This window comes from Stenotrophomonas sp. STEN030 (genome assembly GCF_056759995.1).
The window spans coordinates 1-23,996 of record NZ_JBRREB010000060.1 but is presented as its reverse complement, the minus strand read 5'-3'; the positions used below and the strand labels follow the sequence as shown (position 1 = coordinate 23,996).

Genomic DNA, 23,996 nt, shown 5'->3' with positions numbered 1-23,996 from the left:
CCGCCGTGGCTTCTTAATCTCGCGATCCGGCTGCGCCCCCCGCCCCGGGGGGTGCTGTCCGGCTCGGGGGGGGGGCGCCGCCGGCCCGCCCCCCCCGCTTCACTACGTCACTTGAACTCGGCAGCCCAGTACGCTTCGATCTGGGTGACCAATTCAGCCGGCAGCGGCACGTAGTGCAGCTCGTTGGCCTGGGTCTTGCCGTTCTCGAAGGCCCACTTGAAGAACGCGCGGGTATCGGCGCTGCGCTTGGCATCCTTCGGCTGCTTATGCATCAGCATGAAGTTGGTGGCAGTGATCGGCCATGCGTTGGCGCCCGGCGCGTTGGTGATCACCAGATTGAAGTCCTTGGCGTTGGCCCAGTCGGCGCTGGCAGCAGCGGCGGCAAAGGTCTCAGCGGTCGGCTGTACCCAGCTGCCAGCGGCGTTCTGCATCGAGGCATACGGCATGTTGTTCTGCAGTGCGTAGGCAAGTTCGACGTAACCAACCGAGCCCTTGATCTGCTGCACGTAGGAGGCTACGCCTTCGTTGCCCTTGCCGCCGACGCCGTCCGGCCACTGCACGGAAGTGCCTTCGCCGACCTTGTCCTTCCACTCGCTGCTGACCTTGGACAGGTAGTTGGAGAAGTTGAAAGTGGTGCCCGAGCCGTCGGAGCGGTGCACCAGGGTGATCTTGGTGTCCGGCAGGGTCACGCCCGGGTTGGCATCGGCAATGGCCTTGTCATTCCAGTTCTTGATCTTGCCCAGGAAGATGTCAGCCAGCAGGGCGCCGCTCAGGCGCAGCTGGCCCGGTTGCAGGCCTTCCAGGTTGACCACCGGTACCACGCCGCCGATCGCCGACGGGAACTGGCCCAGGCCAGCCTGTGCCAGCTCTTCGGTGGAAAGCGGCTTGTCGGAGGAGCCGAAGTCGACCGTACCGGCCTTGATCTGGGCGATACCGCCGCCCGAGCCGATCGATTGGTAATTGATCTTGGCGCCGGTAGCAGCGTTGTAGTCGGCCGACCACTTGGACACCAGCGGGAAGATGAACGATGCGCCGGCGCCGGAGATCTCAACGGCGACCTTGTCACCCGCGGCAGCCGCGGAGGCACCAGCAGCGTCGGGGCCGGAAGCGGCCTGATTGCCCTTGTCACCACAGGCTGACAGGCCCATGGCGATGGCCAGCGAAAGGGCGGCAAGACCGGTCGTGTGCAGCTTCATGCGTCACTCCATAGCGGGGTAATTGCCGACGGTGTCGGCGGATGCGGCTATGAAATGATGTTTTTGTTACAGCCTGATTACATCGTGAAAAAAATCTGAAAAAGCTCACAGAATCAATGGCCATGAGGTGGGCAAATGCCGCCCTGCAAGGCAGGGATGTCGACCGGAGGCGGGGCTTTCCCGGTAATGCCCGGTAGTGCCGAGCCATGCTCGGCAGGGGCTTCACCGGTAGAGCCTCAGCGTAGTGCCGAGCCATGCTCGGCAGGGGCCTTCACTAGTAGAGCTTCAGCCGAGCATGGCTCGGCTCTACAGGGAGTGGTCCGGCAATGCCGCAGGGACTGGATTTCCGGCTTCGCGGCTGACGCCGCTCCCACAAAAAAAAAGCGCGGATCACGTGATCCGCGCTTGAGACGACGAGGGAGAGGGTCCCGCCGGCTCTTTACTCAGTAGCGCAGGTTCTGCTGCCAGTAGGTTTCGATCTGGCGGACCAGCGGGTCCGGCAGCGGCACGTAGTCGAGCTGACGGGCCTGCGCATCACCGTTGGCGTAGATCCAGCGGAAGTACTCGACTGCAGCCTTGGCACCCTCAGCACTCTTCGGCTGCTTGCGCATCAGGATGAAGTTGGTGGCGGTGATCGGCCATGCCTGCTCACCCGGGGCGTTGGTCATCACCAGGTAGAAATCACGTGCATTGGCCCAATCGGCGCTGGCGGCTGCGGCCGAGAAGGTCTCGTCACGCGGCTGCACGAAGTTGCCGGCGGCGTTCTTCATGCGCGAGAAGGTCAGGCGGTTCTGCAGGGCGTAGGAGAACTCGACGTAACCGATCGAGCCGCGGATCTGTTTGACGTAGGCGGCCACGCCTTCGTTGCCCTTGCCGCCGATACCGACCGGCCACTGGACGCTGGTGCCTTCACCGACGGTGGTTTTCCAGTCGGCGTTGACCTTGGACAGGAAGTTGACGAAGTTGAAGGTGGTGCCCGAGCCGTCGGAACGGTGCACGACGGTGATCTTGGTGTCCGGCAGGGTCAGGCCGGCATTGAGCGCGGCGATGGCCGGATCATTCCACTTGGTGATCTTGCCCAGGAAGATGTTGGCCAGGGTCGGGCCATCCAGCTTCATCGCACCGGCTTCCACGCCCGGCACGTTGAGTACCGGCACCACGCCGCCGATCACCGACGGGAACTGCACCAGGCCGGCCGACGCCAGTTCTTCCGGTTTCAGCGGGGCATCGGACGAGCCGAAATCAACGGTATTGGCCTTGATCTGGGCAATACCGCCGCCCGAGCCGATCGACTGGTAGTTGACTCGGTTGCTGGTGGCGGCGCTGTAATCGGCCGACCACTTGGACATCACCGGGTAGATGAAGGAAGCGCCAGCGCCGGTAACATCGGCAGCATTGGCGGCGAACACGGACGACGCTGCAAGGATGGCTACAGCGGCGCGCGATTTGATGGCGTGGATCACGAATGGCTCCTGGGAGTTGATGTGCGGTGGTTTCCGCCCCGGCGCCTATTCCATAACCATTTGATGACAACGCAGCGTCTGTCATATGACGCACATATGACAGTGACGCATGTGATCAGAATGCCGCTTCAACCTCGCTGGGCAGCGGGTAGCTGCGGCCCTTGGGTAGCAGCTTGAAGCTACGCACGGGCTGATCTTCGCGGGCTTCCACGCAGTCACCCTTGGCATCTTCGTGGTTCACGGTTGAACTGCCGCGTTCACGGATTGTCAGCGTTGCCCAGCCTTGCGCCGGGGAGGGGCCAACTTCCAACGTGCGCTTTGTTTCATGGAATTCACCGGCACAGCGGGTGTCCCACTCACCGCCGCTGCTGGACACCACGATCTGCCCGGTAATTGCTTCCAGTATGTTGCCGCTGAACACCAGCAGCTGTAGGCGGGTTTCGCTGAACGGGTTGGGCTGCGAGGAGTTGCTGCGTGAGCTTCGCACGCCGAACGCGCGCACGCTGGGCGATAGGTTGTAACGCGCGGTATCCAGACCAACGCTGTCGACGTGGATGGCATCGCTGCTCATCACTTCAGGCAGGCGCAGTGTTGCGCGTGGGAGCAGGCTGGCGCTGTCGACCACCAGCACATCCAGGTCGCCCGACTGGGAGTCACCATTGGGTCCCTCTGGGCCCAGGAACGGCACCGCGATCAAGGTCAATGAAGTATCCGCTGGCCATACCCGGCAAGCGCCGCGCTCGGTGTCGACGCTCCAGCCGGAGCGGTCGGGCAGGATCGCAACGTCGCGCTGTTGATACGCCTCGGTGATGCGCGCAACCCTGTCACCGCCGCAATCCTGCGCGAAGGCAGTGAAGGGCAGGGAAAGCAGCAGTACAAGCAAGCAGGTGCGCATGGGTCTGTCCGGTTGGAGCGCCCCCGGAGTTGGTTGCGGGAGCTGCGTAAGCTGCGAAGCTTACACAGCTTCAGCAAGCGCAGCGGCACCCGCCGTTGTAGGAGCGGCGTAAGCCGCGAAGCTGACACAGCTTCAGATTGCGGCAACTGCTTGCGCACAAATGCTACCGGCTTCGCGGCTTACGCCGCTCCCACAAAAGAATGAGCCGCTGGAAACGACGAACGCCCCTTGCGGGGCGTTCGTGTTGTTGCGTGCAGCCAATGCTTACCAGAAGAACTGCAGGCGGGCTTCCAGGATGTCAGGCTTGTCGCTGACGAACTTCTTGCTCGACGAGGAGTACTTGTTGCTGTCGACCATCACATAGTTCAGCGAGGCCTTGAAGTTGGAGCGCCAGTACCAGTTGGCGCCAACGGTCCAGATGTCCATCTTGCCGCCGAGCACGCCGTCCACCAGCGGGGTGCCGCCGACCACGGTCGGGGCCTTCAGGCCACCGTCGTTCAGATCGATATGGTCAAAGCGTGCGCCCAGCTGCCACATGCCGCGGCCCGGCTCGTCCGGCAGGCCCAAGCTCGGGGTGCCGCCCTTATAGCCCCAGGTCTCACCGGTGACGTTCCACACGCCGCTGATGTAGTAACCATCGGTGCTGTAGTTGTCGTGGTCGTAACGCTTGGCCTTGGAGCTGTAGTACTCGCCCTGGGCCTTGAACGGGCCGCGCACGTACATGGCTTCTGCACCGATGGTGCTCAGGCGGTCGGTGTCCTTCAGGTCGCCGCTGTCGACCAGACGCACGGTAGCCAGATCGGCGTTCGGGCGCGCGCGCAGGCGCAGCAGGTCGGCGTCGGTGTCGTAATCGACGTAGCTCAAGCCCAGGTGCAGAATGTTGCCCTTCTCGTTGATCGGGGCGAAGGTGCCGCGCACGCCGTAGCCGCTGCCGTGGGCCAGGTCACGGGTCAGCTCGCGGCCGAAGGCCGACGCGGTGACCGACCAGTTGGCATCGCCGACGCCGTAGCCAACGCCGAGGCGGCGGGCAACTGCGTAGGTGTTGGTGACCGTGGCCTTGGAGATGAAGTCGTTGTTCTTGGTGCTGGACAGTTCTTCCAGGCTGTTCGGCTGCTTGTACTGGCCGGCCTGCAGGAAGTGGTTGCTGTTGCCGCCCAGCTTGTACTTGACGTTGGTGTCCAGGAACTTGTCAGCCTTGGCGTCATAACCGACCACCCACTCGATGTTGCCCGGGCCCTTGCCCTTCAGCACCAGCTCGGCGCGGCGCAGTTCGAACTCGCTGTCCTTGCCGTTCTTGGCAACGCCGTTCAAGTCGGCCTTGTCATTGCTGAACCAGTTGCCGTCAGCCTGGACCAGGCCTTCGAAGGTGATTTCGGAACCGCCAATAACGTCGATGGCGACTTCAGCGTGTGCAGCCGGCGCGAACAGTGCAGCAGCCACGGCCGCAGTGAGGAGTTGGCGATGCAGTTTCATTGGGTGGGTAGCCTTGCAGGCAGTTGGAGGTTGCTGCGAAGGCTAGGGCGTAAAGATTGCGTAAATGTGACAGTTCGGCGACCAGCTTTGGCCCCGGGACACAAGGGCCTGCGTATTTGGCCTATTGGCTGTTACGGGAAAGTGTCGTGCAGATGGCAACCGCCGACGCTCAGGCAGCATCAGCGGTCTTGTCCTTGAAGTGGCAGAGGTCGCGGATCACGCACTGCGGACAATCCGGCTTGCGCGCCTTGCAGACATAGCGCCCATGCAGGATCAGCCAGTGGTGCGCATCCTGCAGAAATTCTTCCGGAATCACCTTCATCAGGCCATCCTCGACCACCCGCACATCTTTGCCCGGGGCCAGCCCTGTGCGGTTGGAGACGCGGAAAATATGCGTGTCCACCGCCATCGTCGGTTGGCCAAAAGCAGTGTTGAGCACCACGTTGGCGGTCTTGCGGCCAACCCCAGGCAGGGCTTCCAGCGCGGCACGTTCGGCCGGTACTTGGCCGGCGTATTTTTCGACCAGGATCGCGCAGGCGGCAATCACGTTCTTGGCCTTGGCGTTGAACAGGCCGATGGTGGCGATGTAAGGCTTCAGTCCTTCTTCGCCCAAGGCAAGAATGGCTTGGGCGGTATTGGCCACCGGGAACAGCTTGCGGGTTGCCTTGTTGACGCCCACATCGGTGGCCTGTGCCGACAAGGTCACTGCCACCAGCAGCTCGAACGGCGTGCTGTATTCAAGCTCGGTGGTCGGATGCGGATTGAGCTCGCGCAGGCGGGTGAACATCTCCCGCACTTCGGCGGCAGTCATGCGCTTGCTGCCGCGGGCCGAACTGGTCTTCGGCGTTGCAGCTTTCTTTGCCACCGCGGTTTTCACCGCGATTTTCTTTGCGCCGATTTTCTTCGCGGCTGCCGTGTTTACCGTCGTTTTCTTCACAGCTACTGACTTCATGTTGCGGAATTTCCTGCCGCCCGCGCCTTGGCCCGGGCCAGGATGGCTGCCGCCGCGGAGGGCAGGGCGGGCTTGCTGTCCGCTACCGGCGGCGGCGCGCGACGCGCCTGACGCTCGGCATCACGGCGTTCAAGCCGTGCGGCACGGGCACGATGGCGCTCACGTGCGGCCCAGGCGGCGTCCAGCTGCTGCTGTGCCTGCTGCAGTTGTTGCGGCAGGTCAGGGTGCGCAGGATCCAACAGCGTGTCACAGGGCTGCGGTTGGTAGTCCATCAGCCCGGCGCGCAGTGCCGCATCCAGATCATCATCCAGTACGAACTGCAGCAATTGGCGGGGTGTGGCGCTTGCGTTGGACATGGACAACTCAGCGGTTCTTGAATTCCGGCTTGCGGCGTTCCAGGAAAGCGCTGGTGCCTTCGCGCATGTCGTCGGTGGAGAACACCAGGCCGAACTGCGCACTTTCGTATTCCAGACCTTCCTCGATAGCGCACTCACCACCGACGTTGATCGCGTCAAGAATGCCGCGCAGGGCCAGCGGTGCCGCGTTGGCCAGCTGCTCGGCCAGCTTGGTGGTCTCTGCTTCCAGCTCGGCGGCCGGCACCACGCGGTTGATCAGGCCCAGCTGTTGGGCGCGCTCGGCGCTGATCGGCGCACCGAGCAGGCAGAGTTCCAGCGCGGCGGCACGCCCCGCCAGGCGCAACAGGCGCTGGGTGCCGCCGAAACCCGGGACCAGGCCCAGATTGATCTCCGGCTGGCCGACTTTGGCGCTGTCGGCGGCGATGCGCAGGTGGCAGGCCATGGCCAGCTCCATGCCGCCACCCAGTGCGAAACCGTTCACCATTGCGATGACCGGCTTGTTCAGGCGTTCAATCCGGCGCATCAGGCGCTGCCCGACCAGCGAGAAGTCGCGGCCCTGAACCGGGGTCAGCGTGTTCATTTCAGAGATGTCCGCCCCGGCCACGAAGGCTTTGCTGCCGGCGCCGGTCAGGACTACCACTCTTACGTCCTCGGCCAATGCCGCCTCGGCAAAGGCCGCATCCAGGGTTTCCAGGGTCAGCCGGTTGAGGGCGTTGAGCTTTTCCGGGCGCTGCACGGTGATGGTGCGGACGCCTGCGTGGGTGCTGATCGAAACCGGTGACTCGGACATAGGGGTGAAAGCCTCGAAACGTTAAAAAAAAGTAATGAATTGAACTCTTTCAACCGAAGACGGTCATAGGTGAGCGTCGTCAGTGGCGGACAGCCTTTGCGACGGCTATCCTAACCCGTCGCCTCTAGCGGCATGTTTGCCCTGAGACACCATTCCTGGAGAACTGTTTGATGAAGTTGCGTTCTATTGCGGTCGCCGTGGCGGCCCTGGCCGTCACCGGCACTGCTTTCGCCCAGGACATCGCGTCCGAAAAGGGCAAGCTGAGCTATTACTTCGGCTATGACTACGGTAACAACCTGGCCGAGCTCACCGGCCGTGGCGAGCAGCTGGACATCGCTTCGGTGGTGAAGGGTCTGCAGGATGCCTACGCCAAGAAGCAGCCGGCAGTCACTGCCGATCAGCTGAAGCCGGCCGTTGAAGCATTCCAGCGTCGCGAGCAGGGCCGTGCCCAGGCTGCCAAGGCTGAGTACGAGAAGGCCGCCGCTGAAAACAAGACCCGCAGTGACCAGTTCATTGCCGCCAACAAGGCCAAGCCCGGCGTGCAGACTCTGGCAAGCGGCGTGCAGTACCGCGTGATCGAAGCCGGTGCCGGTGCCAAGCCGACCCAGGCCAGCACGGTTGCGCTGGAAGTTGCCGGTCCGTTCCCGTACGGCCAGCGTCCGACCGAAGCTCGCCCGGCACAGACGATTCCGTCGATCAAGCTGAGCGAAGTGGAAATGGCTGCCATGCGCGAAACCCTGCTGCAGATGCCGGCTGGCGCCAAGTGGGAAGTCACCCTGCCGGCGGACAAGGCTTATGGTGCCGACCCGCGCACCCCGTTCCCGCCGAACGTGGCTGTGCAGTTCGAAATCAAGCTGGTCAGCGTCAAGTAAACGCAAACCAGTGATGCAATAAAAAGCGCCGGTGGCAACACCGGCGCTTTTTTTTGTCCGAATTCGCACTGGATCGCGGTAGTGCCGAGCCATGAATCTGTAGATGCTTGATCTGAAACGCCTCGCCGCAACAGCTTCCTCCAGCTTCAAACTTCTCTTACAGTGCGCCTACCTTGGCGGCGCAGGTCCGAATGCCTGCTTGTTCGATGCCGCTGATCATCCCGACGTCTCTCAGCTCGGTAGCGGTGTCATTCATGCAACGCAGGTATTGGCTACGGTTGCCCCGGGCGCCGGTGCGGCACAGGCGATCCTGAGCTTGTACATTAGCGCCAGCAATCAGCCCCGGGTTCTTGAACATCTTTACGCCGGTGTCGCATGTGCCGATATGAGCGTTGCCTTCGTTTAGCTTCCAGCCTATGTCGCGAAAAAGGCCAAGCGTAAGGTCCACGGAGAGTGTTGCGTCCGCATTATCGGTGAGTTGAGGTGCCATAAGGGCTTCTGGTACCAGTCCAGAATCAAAATGAGACAGTGATGAGCCCAATGCGGGAGGGTCCGGTGCATATATAAGCGGTCGCCCGGCGATGTCTGCCCCAGCGAATCGGTTGGGAACCTGCTCCAACGACGCATTTCGTGGCGTTCCGTTTTCGAGTGCGAATCGGATTTGGTTCGCATTGCTCAAGTTGACGGCGATCGCAGGGATAGCGACCCCACTGCCAGAAAAATCAATGAACATTGGTATTGAATCCGGCAAATTGGATTCAGGTACGTTGCCGATGATCGCCCCGATTGCTCCGGCATTTTGCGCATTGATCACCTTTGCAAACCAAGTGCAGGTTCCTCGATTGATAAAGACAATCTTGCCCCTGAGACTGTCGCTTGGGAGCGCCTCGCAAGCATCGCCCGTATCTTGGCCGACGTCGTCATTGACGAGTGCCAAAGGCCCCTTAAAGCTGCTTTTCCCGACCTTGGCCGCATTAATGGAGCCAAAGTCATCAATGGATAGTGAGTCTGATGTCCCGCTCAGTACCAGCTTGCGTGCGGGGCTGAGCCATTGTGGCACTAACGATTTGACGTTGCTGCCCCCCCAAGCCGGGCGGCCGTGCGTATAGATGGCCACTTGACGGTCCCGGTCCGTCATCGTGGGGTCCGTGAAGTACTTGTTTCGACCGTTGTCGTAGATGTTATCCGTGAAAGGGTCGCTATAGCCTTCGTAGAACCAAAAAAGATCGTTCAGTTGGCCAGTAGCAAGGTCGTTGTAGCTTATGAATCCTAAGCCATGAGCTATTTCATGCATCAAGGTGAAGATGAAATTGGAACTGTTGGTTGGAGTGTTTCCATCCAGTCCGTAATACCAATCAGAGCCCAGTAGGCACGGATTTCCATAGCTATCATGCTTGCCGATGTTGGCGTTGAAAACGGACCTTATATCGTCGTTGTCGGGAATTCCGGAGGTTATGCGTGACCCATGCAAGGCATTGGCGAGTGCTCCGGGAACTATCATTCCAGGTTTTTCTTCTGATGGCGGTTTTCCATCTATCCAAGACGGACCAGCTGCCCCCATTACGGCGATCGATTCGGTGCATGGGAGTTCGCGGAAACTGGCTGACACAATGATCTCTACATCGCTGTGGATCAGCGCGGACCAAAGGTCAGCGGCGTATTGATAGGCAATGCGACGTTGCTCCCCGACGGTTAGACCGGGGTTGCCACCTTCTGGCTTGCGCGGCGTTGGATCATTGAGGCCTTGTCCAGGGATGTCCTGATTTACGGGGGTAATGATCGCTGCGTGGGACGAAATCGGAAGTGAGGCAGCGACGAGAAAGGTCGCCAGAGTGGCGAGTTTGGAAGGAGTTGTCACTTGTACACCTCGCCCGAAGCCTGTGCTGGTGCCGCTGAACCTTCGGATATGAAGGTGCGGCCATCCGTTGTTCGCCAACCTTTAAGGAACGACATACTGCTGGCAGGCATGCTGACGCTGATCGACCCATCAGAACGTCGACGAATGCTTCGTTCGACCATCTCCTTGTCTTGATTCGATCGCATTGACATGGAACCTGCAGAATTTCCTCCGCGCAGTGCCTTCTCAAGTGCTGTGGAAAGTACTTGAATCTCCTTGTCGCTGACTTTGCGCAGTGTCCCGCTTTCTACATCGATTCCGCCAATTATGTGCATGGCGGAGCTTGGTCGCGCTGCTGCTGGTCGTTCCTCAGCTACAGCTGTACTGGCAATCATGGGTGAGAGTGAAAGTAACAGTGACGGAAATATGAGTGTCTTTGCCGATTTCATGTCCATCTCCAATCTGAAGTAAAGAAATGCAAGCGTGCTAGCCGTATCACAGGCAAGACAATGGAGAGCGATGCGGCAAGCGCATGCGAGTCATGTGTGGAGGTAGTCCGTGATGGCGCGCGCAGTGTGCATATTCAATGTCAGCACTGCAATGGCAAAAAACAACGAAATTAAAGTGGTCAGGTATATGTGCTTCTTTTCCGATTGCCGAAGAAAAAGAACCGTTTAGCTATGTTTATTCGGGTACGCATTGCGGTCATTCTTGCTCATTTTCGTCTGCCCGGTTCGAGCTTCGCTGCACTGCGCCATAGGCTTGGTTTGATCGTGTTCGGATCCCGGCTGGCGAAGTGGCGTGTTGTGACCTGTCGCCAAATTGGCGAAGGTTTTGTGCTTAAGCATGGATTTGGATTTCTGACGTTTGCGGTCGGATTGGCGCTATCGCGCATGCAGATCACCTTGTGATCGCATGTGCTGCGGATGGATTTCCACTCTGCGCGCTGATGAATCGTCGAAGAGTCCATAAAAAATCATGGCGATGATCGGTGGTACCGGCCGTTGGCTGGCGGCCCCTGCGAGGACTGTCAGCAATTTCGCTTTTGGGCGCAACAGGTTGGAAAAAATCATGCGCACTTCCGACTGGGCATCTGGATCGGTGCCGCCGAAGGTGCCAGGTTCTGGATGAAGGCATTCAACAGCCTCAAGGCGCGAGTGCGGATGCCAGCTTGTTCAACGGTACTGATCATGCTGGCAGCTTTCAGCGAGGCAGCGGTGTCGTTCATGCAGCGCAGGTAGAGCGTACGGTTGCCGTTGGCGGTTGTGCGGCACAAGCGATCCTGTGCCTGCACGTTAGCGCCTGCGATCAAGCCGGGGTTCTTGAACAGCTTTACCCCCGTATCGCAGCTGCCGATGCGGGCAGTGCCTGCATTCAAGCTCCAGCCTTCGTCTACAAACGCCGCCAAGGTGAGGTCGACCATGCGCCCGGCGTCGGTATTGGGGCTGTTGGCCGGCTCCATCAACGCATCGGGTATCAACACACTTTCAAAGTGCGAGAACGTCGAGCCGCTGGCAACTACCGCAGGTGCGTACAGCAACGGACGCCCGCTGGCATCGGCACCTGCATAGCGTCCGGCAACCTCTCCCAATGCAGCGGTCAGCGCCGTGCCTGCCTGTGCCGCTGCCTTGATCAGATTGGCATCGGTAAGGTTGACGCTCAGGGTCGGGATGGTGGCGTTGACGCTGGCATCTTCCGCCATGCCTGGTGCTGTGCCTGGATCACCGGAGCTGGCGACATTACCGATGATCGCCGCGACTGCGCCCGCTGCCTGGGCGTTGGCTGCCTTGATCTCGAATGCGCAGCTGCCGCGATTGACGTAGGCAACTTTGCCGCTGAGGCTGCCGGCCGGGATCGCTTCGCAGCCATCGGCGGTGTCAGCGCCGGTGCCATCGTTGGCAATGACAACCGGGCCGCTGAAACATTCCAGCGTCGCGAGCAGGGATGTGCTCAGACTGCCAAGGCCGAGTACGAGAAGGCTGCCGCTGAAAACAATACCCGCAGTGACCAGTTCACTGCTGCCAACAAGGCCAAGCCCGGCGTGCAGACCCTGGCCAGCGGCGTGCAGTACCGCGTGATCGAAGCCGGTGCCGGTGCCAAGCCGACCCAGGCCAGCACCGTTGCCCTGGAGGTTGCCGGTCCGTTCCCGTACGGCCAGCGTCCGACCGAAGCTCGCCCGGCACAGACGATTCCGTCGATCAAGCTGAGCGAAGTGGAAATGGCTGTGATGCGCGAAACCCTGCTGCAGATGCCGTCTGGCGCCAAGTGGGAAGTAACCCTGCCGGCGGACAAGGCCTATGGTGCCGACCCGCGCACCCCGTTCCCGCCGAACGTGGCGGTGCAGTTCGAAATGAAGCTGGTCAGCGTCAAGCAAGCGCAAGTCGGTGATGCAATGAGAAGCGCCGGTGGCAAAACTGGCGCTTTCTTTTTGCCTGAAATTGTCGGTAGAGATTAAAGGCGCAGGTAGTGCCGAGCCATGCTCGGCAGAGGCTTTACCCGCGACGCATCAACCCGTAGAGCAAATCCGCGAAGCTCGCGTCGTGTAACAGCGTGCGCCGCGCAACCGGCGCGGCTCGCAATTATGCAGACGCACAACCACCGATGGATCCTTGGCTTCGCGGCTGATGCCGCTCCCACAGAAGCCCTCAGCCGCCGGTGCACGACTGGCGCACCGCACCCATTGTGCAGGCTCAAGGCATCAATGCGGGCTGTGTACCCACGGCTCAGCGCAGACAAGTAGGAATTCGCCGGTTTGATTCAATCGGCGCTTTCGACCGTTGCCTGTTTGCGTTGGGCACACGTTTCTGGCTATCGGCCACTCGCCTCAACCGTACCCGGGAACTCCGCGCTCACTGTCGCTGCAAAGACGCGCGTTGAAATGTTGGGAAAAAGCGCCTCAAAAAGTCAGCGAGCCACGAAGAAATGTCAATTTTCCGCCAGCCTGTCTATCTATGATTTGTGCGGTACGTCCCAGCTTGGATCTAGCCTGTAGTGAGCTCAAAGGCGCAGGACGTACATCGACGAGGCCGTCCAGCAGGCAATGCCGCAATACCCAGCGAAGGTGATTGATGGCTCTGAATCAGAGCCGTGCGATAGGGGGGCGACGGTGCTGACGCCGTCGGGCACTGGGTTTTCGGATTCGCATTCGCGGCCATGCTTATCGCGTTCCAGAAAAGGGGTGATGAAATGCAACGAGATCGTAAGGGTGTTGTTCGTTGGTGCTGCCTTGTCGCCAGCGCGCTGTGCACGCCGGCGGGTAGCGTGTTCGCGCAATCACAGGGCGAGCCGGTGCCGGACTACGCCGCACTGATTGGCCTGCCAGCGACTGCTGCTGAGGTTGTTAGATCGCGTTCGACGGCAAGCACGGCGCATGACGTGCAGCGCCGGATAGATGCGGCGGGCGTACGCCGCACCGCAGCGGATCGTGCAGCTTCGGAAGGCCTCAATCTTGCGCTGGCAAAGATGCCGGAAACCGTAGAACAGGCGCTGCGGCAGGCCGCCGCAGACAAGAGCGGCGCCGGGATTGTGCTGACGTCGCGACAGGAGCTTGAGCCTCTATATGCAGTACCAAGCAGGGGTGGTGGTATCCATGCCTCGCACGATGCCAATGACATTCGCTGACCGAGGATGAGGAAATGAAGACGAAACTTCTAGCGGTCTGTACCGCGGTGTCACTATGCGCCGTGACCTCATCCGTGCTGGCGCAGGCGAAGATAACTCTGGTCAATCTTGATAGGCCCGGTATCGGTTTGAACGACCCAACCCTGGCCGCCCCGATTGGAGGCAACCCAGGTAGGACAATGGGGCAGCAGCGAATGATCGCGTATCAGTATGCGATGGATCTTTGGGGCGCGTTGTTGCGTAGCTCGACGGAGATCAAAGTGGAGGCGTCGTTCGCTCCGCTGAGATGCTTGGCGGGTGATATCGTACTTGGGCAGGCAGGATCCATCAGTCAGATCAAAGCCAACGCAATTTCGACAAATGGAACCGCTGACTTCGAGTACCCGGTGGCGTTGGCGAATGCGATTGCGGGTCGCGATATGGATGCGGGCAGGAATGACATTCTGACGAATTTCAGCTCAGCAATAGACACGCCGGCTTGCCAGGCGCTCGGCGGTGGGGGGTGGTACTACGGTCTGACCGGTAATGCGGGGCACAACATCGAGAACCGCGCCAACTTTCTAAATGTGATCATGCATGAGATAGGTCATGGCTTGGGTACCTCGGGCAACTCAAGGTTGTTCTTCAATTCACCGGTTCGCTTCGCGAAGGGTCCATGGGATGGCCTGGCTTGGTCGAACACATACTCGATGAGCTACAACGATTTTGAAATGATCGATTCGCGTATAGGTGTGGCGCTCACCACGCCGGGGCAGACTGTCTGGAAAGGCAGTGCAACCAATGGAATGGCTGCGCTGATGGCGGAAAATCGACTCGTCTTGAATATTTCCTCTCCAGTTGCTGCCTTCCACGACTATGGACGTGCTGATTTCGGTAGTACTGATTTTTCGCCGATAAAAGGGGACATCGTCCTGATAAGTGATGCCGCCGCACAGGGGGCGGTTGACATGCATACCGGCTGTGACGGGAGCGATGGGCAACCAGCCATCGCCAATGGAGCGCTCTTGGCCGGTAAAATTGTGCTGATCGATCGAGGTGTTTGCGAGTTTTCGCGTAAGGCTCTGAATGCGCAGAATCATGGGGCGGTGGCGGTGATTCTGGCCAATAACGTGCCGCGAGCGCCTTTCGGTGCGGGCAGCGGTACGCTGGGTGCGCAGGTGAAAATTCCGGTTATTACGGTGACCCAGGAAGTTGGGAAGCTATTGCGGGGTGATGTCCCCGTGGTTGCTTCGGGCCTCACTGTTGATCCGAATCGGTTCTACGGGTTGGACTCAGGCGGAAACATGCGTTTGTTCACGCCAGCGACCTATCAGGCCGGATCCTCGTTCTCTCATATCGATACTGACATGACTCCAAACTTTCTGATGGAGCCGGCGGAAACCAAGACGCTACGAGCGGACGTGATGATAGACGTGGCCTTGGAGATGTTTGAAGAGATGGGCTGGCCAACCAACCGCAATGGCACCGCCAAGCTGGGAAGCTGCGATACCACGGTGCCGGTCTATCGTGATTCGTTCATTCCAGGCGCCAACCTGATCGCGCAGAACAACCTGTGTAGGACATCGTCTGCGGGGAATCGTAGTCAACAGCTGCGTTGCATGAACGACCACATTAGCTCGCTGCACGCGCAGTCGCTGATAACACCGCTGGAGATGGCCAAGGCAAGGCAGTGCGTCGCCAAGCTGTAGTGCCGGTGGTTGCGGGAGGCGTGCCTCAAGCTTTAGTTGTGTTGTCATCGAGGCGCGCACTCGGTTGCGATGTTATTGCTTTGGTGGCTGTTCGCAGCTGATGGGGTGGATGCCACTCGATTTTGCATGAACGAAGCAAGGAAAACCGGCGCCCTCAAGGCGCCGGTTCTTTGTTTGCCAGTTGTGCGACATCAGATTTACGGCGAAGTCACCTTGGCCGCGCAACTGCGGATGCCAGCCTGTTCAACGGTACTGATCATGCTCGCAGCTTTCAGCGAGGCAGCAGTGTCGTTCATGCAGCGCAGGTAGAGTGCGCGGTTGCCGTTGGCGGTGGTGCGGCACAGGCGATCCTGTGCCTGCACATTGGCGCCCGCGATCAAGCCCGGGTTCTTGAACAGCTTTACTCCCGTATCGCAGCTGCCGATGCGGGCAGTGCCTGCATTCAAGCTCCAGCCTTCGTCTACAAACGCCGCCAAGGTGAGGTCAACCATGCGTCCGGCGTCGGTGTTGGGGCTGTTGGCAGGTTCCATCAATGCATCAGGTATCAACACACTTTCAAAGTGCGAGAACGTCGAGCCGCTGGCAACTACCGCAGGTGCGTACAGCAACGGACGCCCGCTTGCATCGGCACCTGCATAGCGTCCGGCAACCTCTCCCAATGCAGCGGTCAGCGCCGTGCCTGCCTGTGCCGCTGCCTTGATCAGATTGGCATCGGTAAGGTTGACGCTCAGGGTCGGGATGGTGGCGTTGACGCTGGCATCTTCCGCCATGCCGGGTGCCGTGCCTGGATCACCGGAGCTGGCGACATTGCCGATGATCGCCGCGACTGCGCCCGCTGCCTGGGCGTTGGCTGCCTTGATCTCGAATGCGCAGCTGCCGCGATTGACGTAAGCAACTTTGCCGCTGAGGCTGCCGGCGGGGATTGCTTCGCAGCCATCGGCGGTGTCAGCGCCGGTGCCGTCGTTGGCAATGGCAACCGGGCCGCTGAAGTTGGCTGGAGTGGCTGCTGGGCCGAAGGAAGCAGTGCCAAAGAACTGCGTGACTACGCTACTGCCGTTGACCGACAGGATGACGGCAGGATCCAGCCACAGTGGTGTTTGTGCCCGTGTGGTTGCGCCATTCCAGGCCGGTGCACCGCGGGTTTTGATTGACGCGGCGCGTAGCGCGTTGGTCATGCTGGCTTCGGTGAAGCGCTTGCCGGACAGGTTGTCGAAGGCGTTTTCGGTGTAGACGTCCGAATAGCCGTAGTACTGCGGAATGCCTACGCGCTCGCCCAGCCGGCCGGTGCTGTAGCCGACGAAGCCGGAGAAACCAAGACCATGGCCGATTTCATGCATCACCACATCGAGGAAGCTGATCAGGTTGGCGGGCGCATTGCCGTCCAAGCCGTAGTACCAGCCCGAGCCGGTCATGCATGGCGTGCCGTCCGGATTGCTGCCGCCCAGATTGTTGTTGAAGCGACTGGTGATGTCTGTGCCGGCGCTGCTGATGGTGATGCGGCTGCCATTGAGGGCGTTGGCCAAGGGGGCGTGGTAGATCATGCCCAGCTCAGCGCCCGCCGGTGGCGTGGTGGCGATCCACGATGCGCCGGCCGAGCCCAGAGTGCCGCCGGTAGCGGTGCAGGTCAGGTCCTGGAAACTGGCACCGACGAAGGTCTCCACATCGCTCTGCAGTACCGCACCCCATAGGTCGGCGGCGAATTGATAGACGATGCGGCGTTGCTCACCGACACTTTTGCCCGGATTACCGCCTTCTGGTGCCCGCACGGTGGGGTCGTTCAGGCCTTTTCCAGCAGGATCCTGATTGATCGGAGTGATGATGGCTGCGTGCGCTGTGGCGCCAAGCAGGCAGGTGCCGATGACGGCCGAAAGCAGCAACGTCTTCATTCGGACACCTCCTGTTTGCCATGCGAAAGCGGTGCGCCGTTCTCCAGAATCTGCACTTCACCTGCGGCGTTGCGTTCAACGCTCAATGAAGTCAGCGTGGACAGCGGCAGATCGGCCGTGCTCATGCCATTGCTGTGCAAACGTATGGTCTTGGCAGCATCGGTGCCGGTCTGCGGAATGCGCGCCCAGGCGGCATTGGTGCCGGCGGCGCTGCGGCTTGCCGAGGGCATTGCGTTGGCTTTATCGGTAAGCGCCCGGATTTCTGTATCCGTGAGTTTGCGCAGTTTGCCGGTCTTGGCATCGATGCCGGCAACCATGCCGCTTTCGGTAGGGGTACTTGGGTTGCCGTCCGTTGGCGGCTCATGGGCCTGTACTGAAAGGCTGGCGGACAGTGCCAGCGCCGATAACAACAAGGAGGGTTTTGCCATTCTCATTTCCGAGCTCCGCTTACAGAGTGAAAAGCGATAAGGCTCCATCCATATGCAGGCGAGGCATGCGTCGAACAGCCACGCTGATCGAACGCGCATCTCGCGCATCGGATGGTTCGTGTTCCCCCTGTCGGCAAGCTGAGTGTGCCCTTGGATGAACCGGCGCTCAACCACAATTTGATGGGCGTCACATAATGAATGGGAGTAAGTGGCGGCCGGGTTCGCTGAACCGGGCCCGCTATTGGGGCTTACATTGCCATCGTAGTAAGGCAAATACAGCGCTATCACAGGCGGGTAACTGGTCCTGAAGTTGCCCTCGCGCTACGCTAGCGTGATGTCTGAATTGATGGATGCACCTGCTCGTGTCATCTCCAGCCCATGTATTGGCATCTGCGCGCTTGATGAGCAGGGCTATTGCCGTGGCTGCTGGCGCAATGGTGCCGAGATCGGTGGCTGGATGCGCATGAGCGAGGACGAGCGGCGACGCGTCATGAGCCAGGAACTGCCAAGGCGCTCACGCGATGCGCTGGCATTTGCTGAGCAGCTACAGGGCCGTGACCGGCTGCAGCGGGCCTTGATGCCACTGACGCAGACGCCAATGGGGCCGGGCTGGAACCGGTCTGAACTGGAGGACCTGTTGCCGCCCGGACCGCCGGTGGAAGCCGCGGTATTGGCCGGTCTGGTGCCGCGTGCGCACGGCACGCAGGTGATTTTGACCCGTCGTACCGAAGCACTGCGCAACCACGGCGGACAAGTCGGGTTTCCCGGTGGCCGCATCGAAACCGTCGATCGCAATCCGCTGGCAGCCGCCTTGCGTGAGAGCGACGAAGAAATTGCTTTGCCGCGCAGCCAGGTATTGGCGCTTGGGTATCTGGACCCCTTCATCACCATTACCGGGTTCCGGGTGACGCCGGTGGTCGCGGTGGTGGACCCGGCGTTCATCGCGCGTCCCGAGCCCGGTGAAGTGGCCGAGGTGTTCGAAGTGCCGCTGGATTACCTGATGGACCCGGCCAATCTGCGCCAGGTGGATATCGAGCATGGTGGACGCGTCCGCCATGTCATGGAGTACAGCTGGCCCGGGCAGCGCATCTGGGGCGCGACCGCCGCCATCCTCTACAACCTTCGTCGTCGTTTGGAGCAGCTGGCATGAGTCAGGCTGGAGTTTGGTGGACCACGCTGGTGGATGTAGCGGACCTGGCCAAAGCCTTGGCGCAGCCCGAATTGCGCGTGGTTGACGCCCGCGCTACTGCCAGCACTGCGTTGCGGGTGGTGGACGCACGCTACTCGCTGGCCGACAAGCAATCCGGTATGGCTGGCTATACGGCCGGGCATATCCCCGGTGCGGTCTACGCCGATCTGGAGCAGGACCTGTCGGACATGCGCAAGCAAGGGCATGGCCGGCATCCGCTGCCTGACAGTGCGATCTTTGCAGCGCAGTTGGGGCGTTGGGGAATTGCGCCCGATACCCAGGTGGTGGTCTACGATGCGGCCGACGGCAGCATGGCAGCGGCGCGCCTGTGGTGGTTGCTGCGATTGATCGGCCATCGCAAGGTCGCCGTGCTTGATGGCGGCTTGGCTGCTTGGCAGGCGGCAGGACACGCACTTGATGTGGCTCCGGTTGCGGCGCCATCGCTACCCGCCTACCCAGGTCAGTTCGATATGACCCAGGTAGTCAGCGTCGATGAGGTGCAGTCGCGCTTGTCGCAGACGCCAGCTTGGCTGCTGGACGCGCGTGCTGGTGAACGTTATCGCGGCGAAGTTGAGCCCTTGGATCGGGTCGCCGGGCATGTGCCCGGTGCGCTGAACCGGCCGTTCGGCATGAACCTGCGTGATGGTCGTTTCCGTGCTGCACAGGAGCTGCGCGCTGAGTTGGCGCCGCTGTTGTCCGGGCAGGCGCCGGAGCAGATGGCGGTGATGTGTGGTTCGGGCGTCACTGCCTGTCATCTCGCCCTCGCGTTTGCGCATGCCGGCATGCCCGGGCTGCGTGTGTTCAGTGATTCCTGGAGTGGCTGGTCCAGTGATGCAAACAGGCCGGTTGCTACAGCTTGAGTAATCAGTACGCCGCGAGTGGGCGCGGTGCCGATGGGTATGAATGCTTCGGGGGAAGCGTGCGTTCATTGAGATGGCTAGGTGTAGTGCTGTTGGCGGCGGTTCTTGGGGCATGCAATGCGCCAGGTGGCGGGTTGTCCGGCGATGCAGCGCGTCAGTATCTGCGCGAGGTTGAACAGTGGCGGGCGCAGCGTCTGGCCGAGCTGCGCGCACCCGATGGTTGGCTCAGCTACACCGGCTCGGGCCGGCTCAAGACAGGTGCTTACCGGGTAGGCAGCGCCGCGGCCAATGATGTGGTGTTGCCCAGTGGCCCTTCAGAACTTGGTTTCCTGCAGGTGGACCGTGATGGCGAAGCCACCTTCACCGCAGGTACCCGCGCGGGTGCTCAGATGAAAGGTCAGCCGCTGCAACGGGCGGTCTTGATCCCCGGGGTTGCTCATGTCAACGAGGCCAGCCGCGTTGAAGTGGGTGACTCGGAGTTCTATCTGGTGCGTACCGGCAGCATCCTGGGCTGGCGCTACCGCGACCCGCAATCGCCGCGGCGCCTGGCATTTACGGCTATCGAGCACTTTCCGGTCGACCCGAAATGGAATGTCAGCGCGCAATGGCGGCCGTTCCCGGCGCCAAAGCAGGCAGTATTGCTGACCTCGATCGGCACGCCGTTGCCGGCGGTTGTGCCTGGTGAAGCGGTGTTTGAGGTCAATGGGCGCAGCTATCACCTGCAGCCAGTGCTGGATGAGGCTGCGCCGCCATCACGGCGTTTGTTCTTCCTGCTGTCGGACCGCACCAGTGGTCGCGAGACCTATGGTGGTGCGCGTTATGTGTACGCGGCGATGCCCACCGACGGTGTAGTGCAGTTGGACTTCAATCGCGCCGAAAACCCACCCTGCGCGTTCACCCCGCACGTGGTGTGCCCGATCGCGCCGGCCATCAACCGGCTGGATCTTGCGGTGACCGCAGGCGAGAAGTTCCAGTACCTGCCGCAGTAAGCGGCTGCCAGGGTGTTGGTCAGTCCGGCAGCTGCTGCAGGTCGATGGCGCGCAGCACCAGTTCCCACGGGAACATGGGGCCCGGATCGAGCTTGCGCTGCACGCTGAGGCCGGGGTCATCGCTGGCCGGCTCCAGTGCGGTATCGAGCTGCTCATGGCCGGCGATGTAACGCAGTGACGGCACTGCCTGCGGCAGCCATTCCAGCAGCCTTACCAGCGCAGCGATCTGTGCTTCCGGGTAGAGCTCGCTCATGGTCTGGTTGTTGGAGTCGAACCAGTTCGGCCAGCGGCCCCGGTTGACCAGCTCGATGCCGATCGAGCGCGGGTTGATGCCGCGGACGTGGTGGGCCACGCGGTCCAGCGCGATGTATTGCTGGATGCTGCCATCGCGGTCGATGTAGTAGTGGCCGCTGTTGCCGCTGCCGTTGTCGTAGAGCGCACGTTCGCCGTATTCGCGCGCCGTGGCCAGGTCCGGCAGCTCGGTGCAGTGGATCACCACCAGGTCGATATCGGTGGACTTGCGCTGCGCCAACTGGTGTTCGTAGGGCAGCGGTTTGGCAATGATGGGTGGCGGCAGGTGCATGTGTGGATGCTAGCATTCGCCCATGATTTCCCCCATGACTTGCCGCCAGCCATGAGCCGCGGCCACTGCATTCTGTCGCACGGCTTCGAGAGCGGCCCGGACGCCACCAAGGTCACCGCGCTGGCCGATGTGGCCGAGCGCCTCGGCTGGAGCCACGAACGTCCGGATTACACCGACCTGGACGCCAAACACGAGATCAGCCGGGTCGGCGACGTGCCGGCGCGGCTGCAGCGGCTGGTCGAACGGGCGGCCGAAATGGCCGCGCGCGGCCCGCTGGTGCTGGCTGGATCGAGTCTGGGCGCTTATATCTCAGCAATCACCTCGCTGCAGGTGCCGGTAACCGGGCTGTTCCTGATGGTGCCACCGACCACGATGGGGCCCATGCCGGCGCTGGACGCCGCCGCGGTGCCGATCAGCGTGGTCCACGCCTGGAACGATGAGCTGATCCCGGCCGCCGATGTCATTGCCTGGGCCGCCGAGCGCAAAGCCAGGCTGCTGCTGGTCAATGATGGCCACCGCCTGATGCGCCATGTGGACGCCTCCTGCCAGGCCTTTGAGGCCTTGCTGCGCGGTTTGTGAACGCGGCCGCCGGCTGAATCCGACGGCGCGACGGGCAACTGCCTACAATAGAGCCCCTGGATGCCCCGGGGCCGGCCAACGTGCCTGCCCGTCTGGCTGGCCTGATTCCCTTTCTGAAAGTTGATATCTCCCGTGAATTTCTTTGTTTCCTGCGCCAAGGGCCTTGAATACCTGCTCGCCGACGAACTGCTGGCGATGGGCTTGCCGCGGGCGACCGCCACCATTTCCGGCGTCAACGCCGAAGGCGAACTGCGCGATGCGCAGCGCGTGGTGCTGTGGTCGCGCCTGGCCAGCCGCGTGCTGTGGCCGCTGCAGGAATTCGAGTGCCCGGACGAGAACTCGCTGTATCAGGGTGTGGCGGCGATGCCGTGGGACCAGCACATCACCCCCGAGCTGACCTTGTCGGTGGACGCACATGTGTCCGGCACCGCCATTACCCATGCGCGCTTTGCCGCGCAGCGGGTCAAGGACGGCGTGGTCGACAGCCTGCGCGGGCAGGGCATGGAGCGGCCGTCGGTGAATGTTGAATTCCCCGACGTGCGCATCAACCTGTCGCTGCGCAAGGGCAGGGCGACGATCTCGATCGACCTAGGCGGTGGCCCGATGCACCGCCGTGGCTGGCGCATGGCGCAGAACGACGCGCCGCTGAAGGAAAACCTGGCTGCCGCCGTGTTGCTGCGCGCCAACTGGCCGAAGATCCACGCTGAAGGCGGTGGCTTGCTGGACCCGATGTGCGGCAGCGGCACCTTGCTGATCGAAGGCGCCTTGATGGCCGCCGACGTGGCGCCGGGCCTGCAGCGCCACGGCAGCATCCCGCCGAGCCGCTGGCGCGGTTTCGATCAGGCGCAGTGGAAGGAACTGACTGCCGAAGCGCGTGAGCGTGAGCAGCTTGGCCGTGCTGCGCTCAAGCAGGTCATCCACGGCAGCGATATCGACCCGCAGGCAATCCGAGCGGCCAAGGAAAATGCTGAAGTGGCTGGCGTCAGCGAAGCCATCTGGTTCGGCGTGCGTGACGTGGCCGACGTTCAGGTGCCGCCGCAGGAAACCGGCTGCGTCGTCTGCAATCCGCCGTACGACGAACGTCTGGCCGCCGACACCGTGCTGTATCGCCGTATCGGCGATGCGCTCAAGCGGGCGGTGCCGACCTGGCGCGCAAGCCTGCTGTGCGGCAGCGCCGACCTGGCGTTTGCCACCGGCCTGCGTGCTGGCAAGAAGTACCAGATGTTCAACGGCGCCATCGAGTGCGCGCTGATCGTCTGTGATCCGATTGCCGTGCCTGAGCGCGAGAACGCCGGCCAGCCGCGCGAGCTCAGCGAAGGCGCGCAGATGGTCGCCAACCGCCTGCGCAAGAACCTCAAGAAATTCAAGAATTGGCTGAATCGCGAAGGCATCACCTGCTTCCGCGCCTATGACGCCGATCTGCCGGAATACGCGGCGGCGATCGACGTCTACCGCGAAGACGGTGGCAAGAACCGCACCTTCCTGCATGTGCAGGAATACGCGGCGCCAGCCACCATTCCGGACGTGGACGTGCGTCGCCGTCGCAACGAACTGTTGGCGGCTGCCCGCGAAGTGTTCCAGGTGCCAGCTGAACAGGTTGCGCTGAAGTCGCGCGAGCGCGGCAAGGGCGGCAGCAAATACGGCCGCTTCGAGCAGCGCGGCGAGTTCATCCTGGTGCGTGAGAACAACGCGCTGCTGCGCGTGAATCTGTTCGATTACCTGGACACCGGCCTGTTCCTCGACCACCGCCCGCTGCGTACGCATATGGCGCAGGAAGCGCGCGGCAAGCGCTTCCTCAACCTGTTCTGCTACACCGGCGTCGCCAGCGTGGAAGCGGCGGTTGCTGGTGCCTCTTCGACCACCAGCGTCGACCTGTCGGGTACCTACTTGCAGTGGTGTGCCGACAACCTCGCGCTCAACGGCAAGGGCGGCAGCCAGCACACCCTGGTGCAGGGCGATGCCATGACCTGGCTGGAAGCGGAGAAGAACCGTTACGACGTGATCTTCTGCGATCCGCCGACCTTCTCCAACTCCGCTCGCGCGGAGGATTTCGACATCCAACGCGAGCATGTGCGCCTGTTGCGTGCAGCGATGGATCGTTTGACGTCCGACGGCGTGCTGTACTTCTCCAACAACTTCCGCCGCTTCAAGCTGGACGAGAACGCGGTTGCCGAGTTCGCCAACTGCCGCGAGATTTCCGCACAGACCATCGGCCCGGATTTCGAGCGCAACGCTCGCATCCACCGCGCCTGGGAACTGCGCCGGATGTAATGCCGGCGCGCCTCAACTGTAGTGCCGAGCCATGCTCGGCAGAGGCATTACCAGTGAAGCCCATGCCG

General features: G+C 61.6%; 22 protein-coding genes and 1 pseudogene. 9 read left to right on the top strand and 14 right to left on the bottom strand.

Going from position 1 to position 23,996, the window contains the following annotated elements; all coding sequences use genetic code 11:
• Positions 1 to 107: 107 nt before the first annotated feature.
• The 7 genes from pstS (ACVOLR_RS17275) to ACVOLR_RS17245 all read right to left on the bottom strand — a co-directional run bounded on the left by pstS (ACVOLR_RS17275) (position 108) and on the right by ACVOLR_RS17245 (position 7,125).
• Positions 108 to 1,196, bottom strand: a complete 1,089-nt coding sequence (gene pstS / locus ACVOLR_RS17275) for a phosphate ABC transporter substrate-binding protein PstS (RefSeq protein ID WP_481537535.1) — start codon at positions 1,194 to 1,196, stop codon at positions 108 to 110.
• Positions 1,197 to 1,639: 443 nt separating this feature from the next.
• Positions 1,640 to 2,659: a phosphate ABC transporter substrate-binding protein PstS gene (pstS, locus tag ACVOLR_RS17270; RefSeq protein WP_481537534.1), complete on the bottom strand. Its 1,020-nt coding sequence runs from the start codon at positions 2,657 to 2,659 to the stop codon at positions 1,640 to 1,642.
• Between the two features lie 115 nt (positions 2,660 to 2,774).
• Positions 2,775 to 3,554 (bottom strand): PA3715 family protein, encoded by a 780-nt coding sequence (locus tag ACVOLR_RS17265; RefSeq protein ID WP_481537533.1) that lies wholly within the window; start codon positions 3,552 to 3,554, stop codon positions 2,775 to 2,777.
• Positions 3,555 to 3,818: 264 nt separating this feature from the next.
• Positions 3,819 to 5,027, bottom strand: coding sequence for an OprO/OprP family phosphate-selective porin (locus ACVOLR_RS17260; protein ID WP_481537532.1), 1,209 nt, complete (start codon positions 5,025 to 5,027; stop codon positions 3,819 to 3,821).
• 169 nt (positions 5,028 to 5,196) lie between these two features.
• Positions 5,197 to 5,838 (bottom strand): endonuclease III, encoded by a 642-nt coding sequence (gene nth, locus ACVOLR_RS17255; protein WP_481537538.1) that lies wholly within the window; start codon positions 5,836 to 5,838, stop codon positions 5,197 to 5,199.
• Positions 5,839 to 5,975: 137 nt separating this feature from the next.
• Positions 5,976 to 6,335, bottom strand: a complete 360-nt coding sequence (locus ACVOLR_RS17250) for a hypothetical protein (protein ID WP_481537531.1) — start codon at positions 6,333 to 6,335, stop codon at positions 5,976 to 5,978.
• A 7-nt stretch (positions 6,336 to 6,342) separates the two neighbouring features.
• Entirely contained in the window at positions 6,343 to 7,125 is a 783-nt protein-coding gene (locus ACVOLR_RS17245; RefSeq protein ID WP_481537530.1) for an enoyl-CoA hydratase/isomerase family protein, read from the bottom strand.
• A 170-nt stretch (positions 7,126 to 7,295) separates the two neighbouring features.
• Between ACVOLR_RS17245 and ACVOLR_RS17240 the strand changes: the two genes are divergently transcribed.
• Positions 7,296 to 7,997 (top strand): FKBP-type peptidyl-prolyl cis-trans isomerase N-terminal domain-containing protein, encoded by a 702-nt coding sequence (locus tag ACVOLR_RS17240; protein WP_481537529.1) that lies wholly within the window; start codon positions 7,296 to 7,298, stop codon positions 7,995 to 7,997.
• Between the two features lie 157 nt (positions 7,998 to 8,154).
• On the opposite strand, the gene ACVOLR_RS17235 is transcribed toward ACVOLR_RS17240, so the two are convergent.
• The 4 genes from ACVOLR_RS17235 to ACVOLR_RS17220 all read right to left on the bottom strand — a co-directional run bounded on the left by ACVOLR_RS17235 (position 8,155) and on the right by ACVOLR_RS17220 (position 11,737).
• Positions 8,155 to 9,855 carry a PA domain-containing protein gene (locus ACVOLR_RS17235; protein WP_481537528.1) on the bottom strand — a complete coding sequence of 567 codons (1,701 nt, stop codon included), beginning with the start codon at positions 9,853 to 9,855 and terminating at the stop codon, positions 8,155 to 8,157.
• On the bottom strand, positions 9,852 to 10,283 hold the full coding sequence (locus ACVOLR_RS17230) for a hypothetical protein (protein WP_481537527.1): 432 nt from the start codon (positions 10,281 to 10,283) through the stop codon (positions 9,852 to 9,854). The genes ACVOLR_RS17235 and ACVOLR_RS17230 overlap by 4 nt, the downstream gene beginning before the upstream one ends.
• Before the next feature lie 435 nt (positions 10,284 to 10,718).
• Positions 10,719 to 10,907, bottom strand: a complete 189-nt coding sequence (locus ACVOLR_RS17225) for a hypothetical protein (protein ID WP_481537526.1) — start codon at positions 10,905 to 10,907, stop codon at positions 10,719 to 10,721.
• The gene (locus ACVOLR_RS17220) at positions 10,904 to 11,737 is read right to left on the bottom strand and encodes a PA domain-containing protein (protein ID WP_481537537.1); all 834 of its coding nucleotides are present in this window, start codon (positions 11,735 to 11,737) and stop codon (positions 10,904 to 10,906) included. The genes ACVOLR_RS17225 and ACVOLR_RS17220 overlap by 4 nt, the downstream gene beginning before the upstream one ends.
• Before the next feature lie 15 nt (positions 11,738 to 11,752).
• Here ACVOLR_RS17220 and ACVOLR_RS17215 point away from each other — a divergent pair.
• The 3 genes and pseudogenes from ACVOLR_RS17215 to ACVOLR_RS17205 all read left to right on the top strand — a co-directional run.
• Positions 11,753 to 12,205, top strand: a pseudogene (locus ACVOLR_RS17215) (FKBP-type peptidyl-prolyl cis-trans isomerase); the annotation flags it as partial.
• 815 nt (positions 12,206 to 13,020) lie between these two features.
• On the top strand, positions 13,021 to 13,455 hold the full coding sequence (locus ACVOLR_RS17210) for a hypothetical protein (RefSeq protein ID WP_481537525.1): 435 nt from the start codon (positions 13,021 to 13,023) through the stop codon (positions 13,453 to 13,455).
• 14 nt (positions 13,456 to 13,469) lie between these two features.
• Positions 13,470 to 15,143 (top strand): PA domain-containing protein, encoded by a 1,674-nt coding sequence (locus tag ACVOLR_RS17205; RefSeq protein WP_481537524.1) that lies wholly within the window; start codon positions 13,470 to 13,472, stop codon positions 15,141 to 15,143.
• A 197-nt stretch (positions 15,144 to 15,340) separates the two neighbouring features.
• Here the strand turns inward: ACVOLR_RS17205 and ACVOLR_RS17200 are convergent, their stop codons facing one another.
• Both ACVOLR_RS17200 and ACVOLR_RS17195 read right to left on the bottom strand, forming a co-directional pair.
• Positions 15,341 to 17,029 (bottom strand): PA domain-containing protein, encoded by a 1,689-nt coding sequence (locus tag ACVOLR_RS17200; protein WP_481537523.1) that lies wholly within the window; start codon positions 17,027 to 17,029, stop codon positions 15,341 to 15,343.
• Positions 17,026 to 17,565, bottom strand: coding sequence for a post-PEP-CTERM-1 domain-containing protein (locus tag ACVOLR_RS17195; protein ID WP_481537522.1), 540 nt, complete (start codon positions 17,563 to 17,565; stop codon positions 17,026 to 17,028). The genes ACVOLR_RS17200 and ACVOLR_RS17195 overlap by 4 nt, the downstream gene beginning before the upstream one ends.
• A gap of 238 nt (positions 17,566 to 17,803) precedes the next feature.
• Here ACVOLR_RS17195 and ACVOLR_RS17190 point away from each other — a divergent pair, with 238 nt between their 5' ends.
• From ACVOLR_RS17190 to ACVOLR_RS17180, 3 genes are read left to right on the top strand one after another with little or no spacing between them, the layout of a single operon-like run.
• Entirely contained in the window at positions 17,804 to 18,607 is an 804-nt protein-coding gene (locus ACVOLR_RS17190; RefSeq protein ID WP_481537536.1) for a CoA pyrophosphatase, read from the top strand.
• Entirely contained in the window at positions 18,604 to 19,506 is a 903-nt protein-coding gene (locus ACVOLR_RS17185) for a sulfurtransferase (RefSeq protein WP_481537521.1), read from the top strand. The genes ACVOLR_RS17190 and ACVOLR_RS17185 overlap by 4 nt, the downstream gene beginning before the upstream one ends.
• A gap of 59 nt (positions 19,507 to 19,565) precedes the next feature.
• A complete protein-coding gene (locus ACVOLR_RS17180) occupies positions 19,566 to 20,495 on the top strand; it encodes a DUF1684 domain-containing protein (RefSeq protein WP_481537520.1) in 930 nt (309 codons plus the stop codon).
• 19 nt (positions 20,496 to 20,514) lie between these two features.
• On the opposite strand, the gene ACVOLR_RS17175 is transcribed toward ACVOLR_RS17180, so the two are convergent.
• Positions 20,515 to 21,078, bottom strand: coding sequence for an N-acetylmuramoyl-L-alanine amidase (locus ACVOLR_RS17175; RefSeq protein WP_481537519.1), 564 nt, complete (start codon positions 21,076 to 21,078; stop codon positions 20,515 to 20,517).
• Between the two features lie 51 nt (positions 21,079 to 21,129).
• Here ACVOLR_RS17175 and ACVOLR_RS17170 point away from each other — a divergent pair, with 51 nt between their 5' ends.
• Together ACVOLR_RS17170 and rlmKL are read left to right on the top strand one after the other, a co-directional pair.
• Positions 21,130 to 21,657 carry a hypothetical protein gene (locus tag ACVOLR_RS17170; RefSeq protein ID WP_481537518.1) on the top strand — a complete coding sequence of 176 codons (528 nt, stop codon included), beginning with the start codon at positions 21,130 to 21,132 and terminating at the stop codon, positions 21,655 to 21,657.
• A gap of 132 nt (positions 21,658 to 21,789) precedes the next feature.
• Entirely contained in the window at positions 21,790 to 23,928 is a 2,139-nt protein-coding gene (gene rlmKL / locus ACVOLR_RS17165) for a bifunctional 23S rRNA (guanine(2069)-N(7))-methyltransferase RlmK/23S rRNA (guanine(2445)-N(2))-methyltransferase RlmL (RefSeq protein ID WP_481537517.1), read from the top strand.
• Positions 23,929 to 23,996: the final 68 nt, after the last annotated feature.